Below are 12,682 nucleotides of genomic sequence, written 5' to 3'. Positions count from 1 at the left end.
TCCTAAACGCCATAATACATATCTATCTTAATCGCGGTCAAAAATATCTCTTGTATAAACTTTATCCTTCACATCTTCTAAGCTCTTATCCCAACGATTAGCGACTATAACGTCACTAACACGTTTAAAATCTTCAAAGTTGCGAATCACAGGGGAATTAAAGAAGTCTTCTGCATCAAGAGTCGGTTCATAAACAACTACGGCAATCCCCTTTGCCTTGATACGCTTCATTACACCTTGAATTGCAGATGCTCTAAAATTATCAGAATTCATTTTCATCGTCAAGCGATAAATGCCAACAATTTTTGGATTCTTCCCTATAATAACATCTGCAACGTGGTCTTTACGCGTTCTATTAGCATCTACAATAGCAGAGATTAAATTTTGTGGAACATCATTATAGTTAGCTAATAATTGCTTAGTATCTTTTGGCAAACAATACCCACCATAACCAAAGGATGGATTATTATAGAAGTCTCCAATACGAGGATCTAAACAAACACCATTGATGATTTGGCTTGTACTAAGGCCACGAACCTCAGCATAAGAATCTAACTCATTAAAGTATGCAACGCGCAATGCCAAATACGTATTAGCAAATAATTTAATCGCTTCTGCTTCCGTAGAGTCCGTATATAATTGAGGTACTTGTTCCTTAATAGCACCATCAGCTAATAGTTGTCCAAAACGGCGGGCCCGTTCAGAGTCTTCCCCTACTACAATACGGGAAGGATGTAAATTATCATATAAAGCTTTGCCTTCACGTAAGAACTCTGGAGAGAAAATCAAGTTCTCTGTATTAAATTCCTTACGCATTTGAACTGTATACCCAACTGGCACAGTTGACTTAATAATCATAACAGCATCTGGATTAATATCTAATACTGTTTTAATAACTTGTTCTACAGAAGAGGTATCAAAGAAGTTCTTTTGAGGGTCGTAGTTAGTAGGAGTTGAAATAATAACATACTCAGCACCTTTAAAAGCTTCTACAGGATCTAATGTAGCTTTAAAGTTTAACTTCTTAGTAGCTAAATACTCCTGCAATTCCACATCTACAATAGGTGACTCTTTACGATTTAGCATTTCAACCTTTTCAGGGATAATATCGAGGGCCACCACTTCATTATGTTGTGCTAATAAAACACCATTTGAAAGGCCTACATAGCCTGTACCAGCAATTGCAATCTTCATTTATTTGCCCTCCGTCATGTAAAACTCTTTATACCATATAGCAAATTTCCGTAACCCTTCACGTAAAGATGTATTTGGCTTGAATCCAAAATCTTCTTCTAGAGCACTTGTATCTGCATAGGTAACAGGTACATCGCCTGGTTGCATCGCCACTAATTCTTTATGTTCTTCAAAATTATAATCCTCTGGTAATACGCCCGCAGCAACTAATTCTTCAGATAGAATACGCACAAAATCAAGTAAATTTTCAGGATGACTATTACCAATATTATAAATAGCATACGGAGGAACCGGTAAACCATCGGCACCGTTGCGACGTTCTGGAGCCGCACACATGACCTTAGATACGCCCTCTACTATATCATCGATATAGGTAAAGTCACGTTTACAGTTACCATAGTTAAAGATTTTTATAGTGCCACCGTTCCGCAACGTATTAGTAAAGCCAAAGTATGCCATATCTGGACGACCTGCTGGACCGTACACAGTGAAGAAACGAAGCCCTGTACTAGGAATGTTATATAACTTGGCATAAGAATAAGCCAATAATTCATTTGATTTTTTAGTAGCCGCATACAGAGAAACTGGGTTATCTACTTTATGCTCTGTAGAGTATGGGATTTGTTTATTCGCACCGTATACGGAAGAAGATGATGCATAGACTAAATGCTCTACTCCACTTTCACCGTTATCATACGAATGACGACAAGCCTCTAATATATTGTAGAAACCAATAATATTAGACTCGATATAAGCATCTGGGTTTGTAATAGAGTAACGAACACCAGCTTGTGCTGCTAAGTTAACAACAACACGTGGTTTATAAGTAGAAAAGATTTCTTCAATAAAAGCCTTATCTGCAATATTACCTTTTTTAAAGATCCACGTATTTTTATTATCTTTGCTCATCTCATCAATTTGTTGCAAACGATAATCCTTTAAAGCCACGTCATAGTAATCATTAACAGAATCTATGCCGATAATTTGAGTTCCTTCTGCTTCAGATAAAAGGGACATAACAAGATTAGCCCCTACAAATCCAGCGGCTCCCGTTACTAGGATCACCGTATTGTTTAAATCTACATTTTTTGAAAGCATATGTACTCCTTTCATAGTTCTGTTAATTATGAGCGTCTTACTTTACGTAACACTTTATTAACGCCAGAAGTAATAATGGTACGCTCAGATGGAATGATACATAAAATAACCACATATAGTATTACGCATAACATCATACAAGCTATAGTCCACCACACCGCATCATATATATGTAAAACACTATACGCAATAGCGCCAACAATAGATGCGGTGATTAGATATACACCTATATTAGTAATCACACGTAAGGCACTCATATGGATAAATAATCCCAAGAAAATCATGGCAACCATTAACATTTCCATGCGTACTATTGAACGTGCATAGACAAATGTACTAAAGTCATACTGAATACAAATATAAATTACAGGTATTAATACAACTAAGTGCAATATTTGAGTCCAGAATGATAAATTAGGAACTCCTTTTGCACGGAATACTTCAGAAATCAAATTCGCTGTTACTGTCATAATAGCGGAACTCAAGGCCCAAGATCCCAATACAATACCTGCTAGTTTCCATTGTGGTCCCAATAAGAGATCAACAATAAAGTCTTGGAATACAAACAATCCTATTCCTATAGGCACTAAGAATAGAGCCATATAGCGTTGGAAGGTAAAGAATGTATTTGAAAATGCTTGTTGATCATTCTGAACTCGACTTAAGGCTGCAAATAATACAGGTGCCAAGGATGAAGTAGCCATGGCCATAACAGTCGTTACAATAGCCATAGGCATTTTGTATATTCCTAAATAATAGGCGTCTAAAAAGCGACTAATAATGAAGGTATCCACCCACGCTGTAAGCCAGATGGAAAATGCTTCAGCTAGTGACCATGCACTATAGCTGAACATCTTCATAAAGACCTGCCCACTAAAGAATAAATGGATTTGATTCTTCCTGCTCTTTAATAAGGCTAAAGCCGTGAACAACTGAGCCCCTAACATACCGGCGATTAACGACCAATAGTCATAGCCCATGAGTGCCATAGGTATGGATATCAATATAGGAGTCAGAATTGTGATGAGCCGAATGTTAAGAAGAAACTTAAAGTTAAAGTCCCGTCTATACAAGGCCATTTGTACACTACTGAAAGCAGAGAGCGGAATCATGGCCCCCATTATGGCCAATGGTATGCCTAAGCCATCATTTCCAACTAATACGGCCAGTTCATCACGACCGACTATAATAGCCCCCCACAAGAGTAAAGAAAGAACTAAGTTAGCAATAAAAGCTACATCTGTAGCCTCCTGTTTTTCTTTATCACTTTGAAACTCATGCTGTACAAGAAATTTTTGGAATCCCGCATCAGCTAGCATTTCTGCAAAGGATATAACCATCATAATTGTTGCCAATATCCCAAATGCCGTAGGTGCTAGCATATGGGCCAATATTATATTTGTTAGTGGTGTAATAAGCTTTGCTAAAACCTCTGTTATGACAGACCATTTAGCAGCAGCTACTATTTTAGTATCCATTATTTTCTATTGATATTCTTAATGCCCCGCAAGAATAATTCATGGTGAGCTTCACATTCTAAGTAGTTTTGGATTGCCAAATAACTTGTTTTTCCTAATAGGAGTTGCATTAATTTTCGACCAAATAATGCATTGATTGCACGTATAATAAATGATCTACCAATAAATTCACGTAAATAACGCTTTACATGTGTATCGGCAAAATCTTTATAGGCTTGTACTACAAAATGAGCATCTCTAATGTGTTCACTTCGTTGTTTATAGGCTGTCAAAGTTTCATCTGCTTCTGACTCAGTAGCTAAACGCGTTCCCATTTCCGTACTACGAATTGGCACTTCAGAGATAATAAAACTATCCTTTGTTGCCTCTACATTGATTAATAAAGAGTCTTTAACAAACTCCTTATGCTGTATATAGAATTCGGAGTTAAAGATAAAGTTACCTTGACCATAAATAATAGTCCCATTGCCATAGTCTTCACGAGAGCCTATACAATGACTATGTTGACAAACGACAAGGTCTGCCCCTTTATCAACAAATTTACGGCAATATCTCTGTAGCATTGGTGATGGATAGCGATAAAATTCCTTCCCACCATGATATAAAACGATGACATAATCACAGGTCTTCTTTAGTGCTTCAACATCATCAAAGCTCTCTAATACATCAAATGGATTAGCCCCCATTGTATGACAAGAAGCAACGGTAAACTCATGTTCTGCACATAGGTAAAATCCTATACGTATACCTTCTTTTTCAAAGATAAATGGCTTTTTAGCTTCCTTTACATTAGTACCAGCACCTGCATTTTTAATATCATGCTTTTTTAATAACTCCAGTGTAGTAGTTAATCCTTCTACACCCTGATCTAAGGAGTGATTATTAGCCAATGTTAAAAATATAGGCTCTAAAGCCTTATAACCATAGATTGTTTTTGTAGGAGACTTTAAATTATTACCAAATTTATTAATCGGAGTAGATGCATCTGTTAAAGGCACCTCTAAATTAAATACATTTAAATCAGATTCCTTTAGAAGTCCCAGTAACTCCTTACCAACCAAAGCCTCTCCATTACCAGATTCAAATAATTCTCTATTTATATCCGTTGGGACAAAATCAGCCCCGATGTACAGTTTCAAGGTGTAACCACTCTCCCAATTCATAATCTTTTGTCATAGGACGAAACTTTTCTAATCCTGCACCCGGGAAGAACGTTAACTCTCCAATATAAAGTCGTCCCTTTATTTCATAGAAATCAACACGTAAAAATGGGCAGTCTTTACTAAGTTCAGCAGCCAATCTTAGCATTTCTTCATATGTTTCAGGCCTTGTAAACTCAGTTGATACCGGCGGATAATGGCCAAAATGAATGCCCATAGGTTCCCAATCGATATCGTAAAAATTCATACGCGTTCCTGTTTTAGAAAAGCGGTCAGAACATACTACAGTCAACTTTGGTTTACCATGGAAACAATACATCTTATAATCTAAGATTTCATTGCTACCTAACTCAGATAAATATTCCTCTGCTATAATCCGACGAGGAACATCTTTATAAGGCCACTCTCTGGCTATACGCGAATAATCCCGTTGTAAGGATGCTCTTAACTTTGCTTTAGCGGCTTCTCGATCAAGGGATGACTTATCTTTACAAATAACGATGCCCCCACTATCATGTGTACATTTCAAAACAAATTGATTAGGTAATGCATCAAAGTCTATATCCTCTACAGAATCCCAAACAGCAAGTGTGCGAATTATATATTGTTCACCCACCCGTTGAGCAATAAAGTTCTTAGCTTCATGTTTATCAACCATTACAGTTTGTATAGGGTCTCTGTAATTAACCTTTAGCCATTGTAACTTTTCGCTAAAAGTTTTAGGATTTTCTAAATCTAGAGGATAGCCCATGTATTTTGGGAATACTTTCTTTAAAAACTCTTCATCAGATAAAGAATCATAATAACCTAATTTGATTAATACTCTTGTGCGATAGTAAGGTTTTGTTAAAAAGGACATGCCAACTTTACATAACTTGCTGAGCTTCATTTTTACGTCCTTTCCGGAGCAATTGCACCTCTAAATAAAACATCATCATATAAAAATATGTACTCTTACTTTCATAAGACACCATCCCCATATCCATGACGATTTGAGAAAGGAATAAAATGAGCACCATTACGTATTCATTGCTATGAAAATTTCGATAACGAATTAAGTTATAAGCTATATACACATACATTGAGTAATACGCCAATAAGCCGATTATCCCTGTACCCGCTAATAGTTCAATATAATTATTATGTAAATAATAATTCTCTTTACCATATAAAAAATAGGTAAGTACAGATGGATTATTTACCCCCACCCCAGTGATGGGCGATTGATAAAATAAATCCCACCCTATATCAACCAAGGCTAAACGAATAATGGTAGATGAATCACCACCAGTACCGGAGAAAGCATCCACCATACTCGACATACGATCCAGAACCTCTGAAAACATAGGTAATTGTAGAACTGCAATACCAATGATAGTAAGAGCTAACAATGAGCCAATAATCTTAGCAATAGAATTTACTACATTGGCACTACGTAAACTTTTAAATACAAATAGTAATACTGTACCAACAACAACAAATACTAAAGCTTTACGACTACCAGTAGCTGCTAGAATACCCAAGGTAGGTAATGCAATGATATGCCACCACCGAGGTCGATCGTACAACATATAATACAATGTCATAACAATTGCATTGGCCCCTAATAGACCAACTGTATTTGCATTTAATGCATCATTAGCAATTCGAGCAGATGAAGACAAAACAGTAATAAAGTAATCTAAACCATAGAAATATACAGTATAAAAACAAACTATATAACCAGTCCACATACCAATCTTTAATAATGTGTCCACCGATGTTTTATCTTGATAACACATGTATAGGATAATAAGCATAAAGAATATCTTAACAATATCAAAGCTTCGACTGAGTGCTACAGATGGCTCAATAGCATTAATAGTACTCAGATAACAGGCTCCAATAAAGAGCAGCATATAACCATGCATCCAAGTAAACCGAAGTTTTATAACTCCCTGCTCTCGTATGAGATAAAAAATAATAAGTCCAAATAGACATACAAATAATACATAGGCACCATAATTCGCATCGCCAAGGGCAAAGGAAATGGTCAACGACAACACTAAAAAAATTAGAGTTATGAACCATATCATGCGGTCAGCAATAGCCGTTATATTTAACTTCAATGGTTCTCCTCCTTACAACTCATAAAACATCTAACCAACGTTTAGCAATTTTACATAGTGGAAATTTATCACGCACCTTGATAGCTTCCTGTGAAAGTTTTGCTGCTAATGCAGGGTCTTTCAGAATACTGCGCATAGCTTCATACATAGCCTTTGTATCTCCTACAGGTACCAAGATACCATTCTCTCCACTTGTTATGACCATACGAGCCCCACCTACTGGACAGTCTGTAACAACTGTAGGCAAGCCCATGCCTAGCGCTTCAAGCATAGAGTTTGAAATACCTTCAAAATCAGATGATGAAACATACATAGAACAAGGTGCGACCTTCTCTAAAATATTACTAGCAAAGCCAGGCAATAAAATTCTATCCTCTAAATTAAGAGATTTAATTTGAGCTCGTAGTTCATCCTCTAAAACGCCTTGCCCATAAATGACGAGTTTATACTCTGGGAACTCGTCTGCTAGCATACTAAAAGCATTGATCATCATAGGCAAATTCTTTTGCGGATGCAATCGACATGCTGTAACGATTGTCTTTTCCCGTTCTCCCTCAATTGGTGGTGGCAATTTACCATTAATAGGATTTGGAATGATAACACCACGCTTTTGTACCGATTCAGGGAAATATGAACGTGCATCTTCCGTTTGGAATACTAACGCATCAGCAAATCGAAAGGCAAAATTACGCAATGCTTGTTGATGCCAACCGATAGGTACCTTACGCGGATTATTTCGCTCCGAAAAGACAATGCGATTGCTTACAAACCAAGAACTAATCGCCAAGATGAAACTCGATGCAGACAAGAACGATAAGCATGTAGCATTAGGTCTTGTCTTCAAGATCTTGATTAATTCTTTTATTTCTTGCATAAAACGAATCACTTTATTAGAGCTAGTAGTATGAATCTGAATTTGCTCAATACCCTCCTCTAAAGCATATTCGTTACCATATCGATTAGGGCTTGTTTGGATAACCGTAATATGGTGACCATCATGCACCCATTGACGAGCTAACTCTGTTAAAATTCGTTCAGCTCCATCATTGCCAAGGGAGATGGTAACAATGATTATTTCCTTTTTCATAGTCCTTCCTCTTGGATATATTCTGCAAGTCTTACATAAGCCTGCGCCATTGTTACCTTAGGCTGCCAGCCTAAGGACTTTAATTTTTTTGAACTCAAGAACATGTGCACTGTCGGCGCATAGCCTAAGCCTTGTACATCTTCTGGAATATCAAAAATGACTTCACTCTTATCATGACTTACATGAGTTGCTACTAGATGCGCAATACTTGCTATAGATCGAGTTTCCTCATCATGACATACATTGTATGCTTCACCAGCTTCTCCGTCCTTCATAAGGGTTAAAATGCCCGTTAATGCATCAGTAATATAGCAATAATTAGACATAGAATCACCCTTTGTATGAAGTACAATATTTTCATTTTTTAGAGCACTCTTAGTGAATTGCATAAATACGCGATTATCTGAAACAGGAACACCAGGTCCAAAAGTTTGTGCCAATCGAGCTATAACAGCTGGAACGCCAAATTCTACGGCATAAGATTTACAATAACACTCACATAATCTTTTACTTTCAGAATAAGAGCTACGCACATTTAAATGATCTAAATATCCTAATCGCTCTTCAGTCATCACCTGTCCCGATTCATAAGGAACACCATACTGTTCCATACTCGATAGATACACAAGTTTCTTTACCGTTTTATGACGGCCTAGTTCTAGCATAGCTTCCGTCCCATGAATCGAAGTACGAATCGTTTCTACAGGATGCTCCATAAAGAACTTTGATTGTGTTGGTGCTGCACCATGTAAGATATAGTCACAAGGTACGTCAATAGATTCTAAAGCACCATCGATAAGTGTAATGGAATCATTATCTAAGTAGTTACCTAATATAGCCTGTGCTTTATCATGACTTCGTACATGACCTATTACCTTTATGTCCAAGTTAAAAGTCTCATTGGCAAGTATAAGTAATTTTATAAACATAGAGCCAATAAGTCCCGTCGCACCTGTCACAAGAATGCGCTGATGGCGGAGGAATTCAAAGTACTCTTTGTCTTGTAATAAAGCTGTTAACTCGCGTTTAATAACGGAATTACTCATCTTGTAATCCTCCTAATTCACGGTTTTTAATAATACCTGTGAACATATAATAATCAGATGGTGTAGTAATCTTTATATTTTCTGTTTCTCCTAATACTGGATACAAGGTGTATCCATAATGCATCATCATGGATGCAGAATCTATAAAATTATGGATACCTTCTGTTTTAGCTCTATCATGAACCGATAAAATATCATCTAGTTTAAAGCTTTGAGGTGCTTTTGCCATAAGGCATTCACTACGATTTAAAATTCGGTTTATAGAGCCATTATCTGTAACCATAACGGTTTCAATAGCAGGTGTAACCGTAATAGCAGAACCCTTTGTTTCTACAGATTCAATATTTCTCTCTATTGTTGCCTTATCCACAAGTGGTCTAACACCATCGTGAATCAATACGGTAACCTCTTCATTAGGAAATAATCGTTTTGCCTCTGTCAATCCATTATATTGAGAGTCTAAAGCACTATCTCCACCTGGAACAATGGATACAATTTTTTGTAAACCAGCCTCTTTGATAAGGTTTTTAGTATGATCAATCCACTCTGCTTTGCAAGCTAAAACAATACCGTCAATAGAGTCGGTTTGTTCAAACACATCTAAAGTTTGAATCAAAATAGGTCTACCGTTCCATTCTAGAAACTGTTTTGGCGTCTTGCTGTTATTCATACGAGCACCTACGCCCCCCGCAAAGATTACTGCTATTCGTTTCATAGGCCCTCCTTAAGGTTGAGCTTCGTTCTTGGCATAATGTATGCCTCTATACTCCTTATAAGGTGTGTGCAAGTCAGCAAATACAGCATCATGTTTTGCTACGCGCTGTTCTACTGGAGGTAATTGCATATAATCGCCCCAGATGAGACGTAAATATCTTTCATACCCTTTCATAACTGGTATTTGATGGCCTTCAAAATCTTTATATATAACAGATTCGAAGTCTTCTCTAGGATGGCGCAGCTTCATACCTTTCAAACTACCAATTAGTTCAGTACACTCCTTGCTCGTATTGAAATCGTATTTAGTCATTTGCTTTTCTGCAAATCGCCATATATAGTAACGTAATGACTGACTAGAGAATACCTTATAAATACAACCTGCTAATGCACGATACATCGGTCCTTTATTATCCGGCAATCGTTGTGCATTGAAAAGTGCAAAGGTCATAGCCCACATCAGTTGTAGCGCTCGACTAATTTTACCTGGTGCACAGCCATCAATGGGCATGATTTCAAGAGCTAAACCATGACAAATATCTTCGTGCATACTATGACGATTAATAAATGTCGTGTTGTTATCTCGAATAGAAGCACCCGCATCATGATAGATATGATTTCGATCAGTTCGACAATAAGTATACCGTTCTGTATCTGCATATTTAGGCCATAATTCAGCTAATTTTTCATAATCGGGACGTGGCATAAATAAATCTAAATCATCATCCCAAGGGATAAATCCATTATGACGTATAGCCCCAATGAGACCACCGCCACAGAGGTAAAAGCGCAAATTATGTTTGTCGCAAAACTCTTTAAAGTACAGCAACATAGCAAGCTCTTTTTCTTGTATTTCCTTTGTCATAGATGTACTCATAGGGACCTCTTTCAACGTAATACAGCTAGTACTGTATCAACCATCGTTTTAATATCTTGTAGAAAAGAAAATTCTTTAATACTCTTTAAATTCCAAGCCATCTTGCCTGGTAATACCTCATTAATATAGACTTCATTAACATTTTGCGCATTTTGTAAAAGTTGATCTTCATCTTTATAAGCAATGCTTGCCACACTAGTTACCCCAGCTGGTAATAATAGGGTTGCCTTCATTTCATCGGTATAAGCCGCCACATAGCGAGGCACTTCTGGTCTTGTGCCGACAAAGCTCATATCGCCTAAAAGGATATTGATAAGCTGAGGCAATTCATCAAGACGACAACTACGAAGCATATTTCCAACCTTAGTAACGCGCATATCATTTTGTGATGTTACTTGAGCACCTAATGATTCCGCATTTTTTACCATTGTGCGGAACTTATAAATACCAAAGGTACGACCATACTGTGTAACCCGTGTTTGACGAAAGAAAACCTCTCCTTCGCTATCCCGTTTAATCATAATGGCTAACACAAGAAATACAGGGCTCAATATAATGAGCATCCCTGCGGCCATAAGGCGGTCAAAAATACTTTTACATAAAAGGCTCCCACGCTTTTGATTTAACAATTCAAAATAAGGACGCACAGCTTCACACTGCAGCTCTTTTGGGAGATCGTGAAAGTTTTTTACTAGCATTCCGTAATAATCCTTTTAAACTGTTTAATGATATATTGCACTTCTTCATCTGTTAGCAATGTATGAAGAGGCAATGTGATTTCATTTTTAAACTGATTATAAGCATTTGGATAATCATCGATGGTAAATCCGAAATTCTTATAAGCCGTGTGCATCGGAATTGGTTTGTAATGTACATTCGTTGCAATGCCAGCTTCAGCCATAGCTTCAATTACCTTGTTGCGATATTCAGCATCTTGTCCATCTAAACGTACTAAATACAAGTGCCCACTACTTTGATGTTCATCAGTATAATGATGTAGCAATGTAACCGGTAAGTCTTTAAAAGCTGCATCATAAGCTTCGATGATTTCTTTACGACGTGCTAACAATTTTGGGTATCGCTCAAATTGAGCTAATCCAATAGCCGCCATAATATCGGTCATATTACATTTATAATAGGTACCTTTAATATCATATTCCCAAGCGCCTGCTTTTGTTTTAGCAAGAGCATCCTTATCTTGACCATGCAAAGATAATAATTGGAATTGCTTATAAATAGCTTCATCATCAATACCATCTATGTGTCGCCATGTAGCACAGCCCCCTTCAGCAGTTGTAAAATTCTTTACTGCATGGAAGGAAAAACTGCTGAAATCAGCTACATTACCTGTTGGTGTACCTTTATATGAGGCCCCAAAGGAATGTGCACAGTCCGCTACAATAGGAATATGTGCCAATGCTTTTTGAATATCATTAGATGGTGTAAAGAGAGATTTCTTTTCTTCTACAATGGAACGCAAACGATCGTAGTCACAAGGGACACCAGCAATATCTACGGGGATAATAGCTTTTGTTTTTGGCGTAATAGCACAAGCCACTGCATCGTAATCCATTTCAAATGAATCTTTTTGGGTATCAACAAGAACTAGTGTAGCTCCCACATGAACAACAGGACTTGCACTAGCTGTATAGGAATAAGCACTAGTAATTACTTCATCGCCGGGGCCAATACCTAATACACGAAGAGACATCTCAAGCGCCGCGGTAGCAGAGTTTAAACAAACAGCTTTAGGTGTACCTAACTGTACCGCAATCTTTTTCTCTAATTCTTTTGTGCGCGGACCAGTTGTAATCCAACCACTTTTTAAGGCTTCTACAACTTCATTGATTTCTAACTCTGTAATATCGGGAGGGGAAAAATTAATTTTCATATACAATCACCTCATGACTTTCTGTACCT

General features: G+C 37.2%; 12 protein-coding genes. All 12 read right to left on the bottom strand.

Annotated features, from left to right (window positions below; translation table 11 throughout):
• Positions 1-27: 27 nt before the first annotated feature.
• Genes ACSV5T_RS06510 through ACSV5T_RS06455 form a run of 12 tightly spaced genes read right to left on the bottom strand, consistent with a single transcriptional unit; the run spans position 28 to position 12,653 of the window.
• On the bottom strand, positions 28-1,194 hold the full coding sequence (locus ACSV5T_RS06510; protein ID WP_438320562.1) for a nucleotide sugar dehydrogenase: 1,167 nt from the start codon (positions 1,192-1,194) through the stop codon (positions 28-30).
• On the bottom strand, positions 1,195-2,292 hold the full coding sequence (locus ACSV5T_RS06505) for an NAD-dependent epimerase/dehydratase family protein (protein ID WP_295824843.1): 1,098 nt from the start codon (positions 2,290-2,292) through the stop codon (positions 1,195-1,197).
• 26 nt (positions 2,293-2,318) lie between these two features.
• Positions 2,319-3,770 carry a lipopolysaccharide biosynthesis protein gene (locus ACSV5T_RS06500; protein WP_438320561.1) on the bottom strand — a complete coding sequence of 484 codons (1,452 nt, stop codon included), beginning with the start codon at positions 3,768-3,770 and terminating at the stop codon, positions 2,319-2,321.
• Positions 3,770-4,909: a CapA family protein gene (locus ACSV5T_RS06495; protein WP_438320559.1), complete on the bottom strand. Its 1,140-nt coding sequence runs from the start codon at positions 4,907-4,909 to the stop codon at positions 3,770-3,772. The genes ACSV5T_RS06500 and ACSV5T_RS06495 overlap by 1 nt, the downstream gene beginning before the upstream one ends.
• Positions 4,887-5,819 (bottom strand): ATP-grasp fold amidoligase family protein, encoded by a 933-nt coding sequence (locus ACSV5T_RS06490; RefSeq protein WP_438320557.1) that lies wholly within the window; start codon positions 5,817-5,819, stop codon positions 4,887-4,889. Before ACSV5T_RS06490 ends, ACSV5T_RS06495 begins: the two co-directional genes overlap by 23 nt.
• Positions 5,797-7,038: an O-antigen ligase family protein gene (locus tag ACSV5T_RS06485; protein WP_438320556.1), complete on the bottom strand. Its 1,242-nt coding sequence runs from the start codon at positions 7,036-7,038 to the stop codon at positions 5,797-5,799. The genes ACSV5T_RS06490 and ACSV5T_RS06485 overlap by 23 nt, the downstream gene beginning before the upstream one ends.
• A gap of 19 nt (positions 7,039-7,057) precedes the next feature.
• Positions 7,058-8,125, bottom strand: coding sequence for a glycosyltransferase (locus ACSV5T_RS06480; RefSeq protein WP_438320555.1), 1,068 nt, complete (start codon positions 8,123-8,125; stop codon positions 7,058-7,060).
• Positions 8,122-9,171 (bottom strand): NAD-dependent epimerase/dehydratase family protein, encoded by a 1,050-nt coding sequence (locus tag ACSV5T_RS06475; protein ID WP_438320554.1) that lies wholly within the window; start codon positions 9,169-9,171, stop codon positions 8,122-8,124. The genes ACSV5T_RS06480 and ACSV5T_RS06475 overlap by 4 nt, the downstream gene beginning before the upstream one ends.
• A complete protein-coding gene (locus tag ACSV5T_RS06470; protein WP_195185978.1) occupies positions 9,164-9,886 on the bottom strand; it encodes an IspD/TarI family cytidylyltransferase in 723 nt (240 codons plus the stop codon). Before ACSV5T_RS06470 ends, ACSV5T_RS06475 begins: the two co-directional genes overlap by 8 nt.
• Positions 9,887-9,895: 9 nt before the next feature.
• Positions 9,896-10,762: a LicD family protein gene (locus tag ACSV5T_RS06465; protein WP_438320553.1), complete on the bottom strand. Its 867-nt coding sequence runs from the start codon at positions 10,760-10,762 to the stop codon at positions 9,896-9,898.
• A gap of 11 nt (positions 10,763-10,773) precedes the next feature.
• Positions 10,774-11,460 (bottom strand): sugar transferase, encoded by a 687-nt coding sequence (locus ACSV5T_RS06460; RefSeq protein WP_438320552.1) that lies wholly within the window; start codon positions 11,458-11,460, stop codon positions 10,774-10,776.
• Positions 11,454-12,653 carry a DegT/DnrJ/EryC1/StrS family aminotransferase gene (locus ACSV5T_RS06455; protein WP_438320550.1) on the bottom strand — a complete coding sequence of 400 codons (1,200 nt, stop codon included), beginning with the start codon at positions 12,651-12,653 and terminating at the stop codon, positions 11,454-11,456. The genes ACSV5T_RS06460 and ACSV5T_RS06455 overlap by 7 nt, the downstream gene beginning before the upstream one ends.
• Positions 12,654-12,682 lie beyond the last annotated feature (29 nt).

Source organism: Veillonella sp. ZSJB6, from assembly GCF_051549505.1.
Lineage (GTDB): Bacteria > Bacillota > Negativicutes > Veillonellales > Veillonellaceae > Veillonella.
Note: the sequence above shows the minus strand (reverse complement) of the source record. Positions and strands in the feature narration are given on the sequence as shown.

What these genes read in the sequence shown, in the direction of transcription:
- ACSV5T_RS06510 (WP_438320562.1), bottom strand. Translation starts at nt 1,194, where the DNA reads ATGAAGATTGCAATTGCTGGTACAGGCTATGTAGGCCTTTCAAATGGT.
- ACSV5T_RS06505 (WP_295824843.1), bottom strand. Translation starts at nt 2,292, where the DNA reads ATGCTTTCAAAAAATGTAGATTTAAACAATACGGTGATCCTAGTAACG.
- ACSV5T_RS06500 (WP_438320561.1), bottom strand. Translation starts at nt 3,770, where the DNA reads ATGGATACTAAAATAGTAGCTGCTGCTAAATGGTCTGTCATAACAGAG.
- ACSV5T_RS06490 (WP_438320557.1), bottom strand. Translation starts at nt 5,819, where the DNA reads ATGAAGCTCAGCAAGTTATGTAAAGTTGGCATGTCCTTTTTAACAAAA.
- ACSV5T_RS06480 (WP_438320555.1), bottom strand. Translation starts at nt 8,125, where the DNA reads ATGAAAAAGGAAATAATCATTGTTACCATCTCCCTTGGCAATGATGGA.
- ACSV5T_RS06475 (WP_438320554.1), bottom strand. Translation starts at nt 9,171, where the DNA reads ATGAGTAATTCCGTTATTAAACGCGAGTTAACAGCTTTATTACAAGAC.
- ACSV5T_RS06470 (WP_195185978.1), bottom strand. Translation starts at nt 9,886, where the DNA reads ATGAAACGAATAGCAGTAATCTTTGCGGGGGGCGTAGGTGCTCGTATG.
- ACSV5T_RS06465 (WP_438320553.1), bottom strand. Translation starts at nt 10,762, where the DNA reads ATGAGTACATCTATGACAAAGGAAATACAAGAAAAAGAGCTTGCTATG.
- ACSV5T_RS06460 (WP_438320552.1), bottom strand. Translation starts at nt 11,460, where the DNA reads ATGCTAGTAAAAAACTTTCACGATCTCCCAAAAGAGCTGCAGTGTGAA.
- ACSV5T_RS06455 (WP_438320550.1), bottom strand. Translation starts at nt 12,653, where the DNA reads ATGAAAATTAATTTTTCCCCTCCCGATATTACAGAGTTAGAAATCAAT.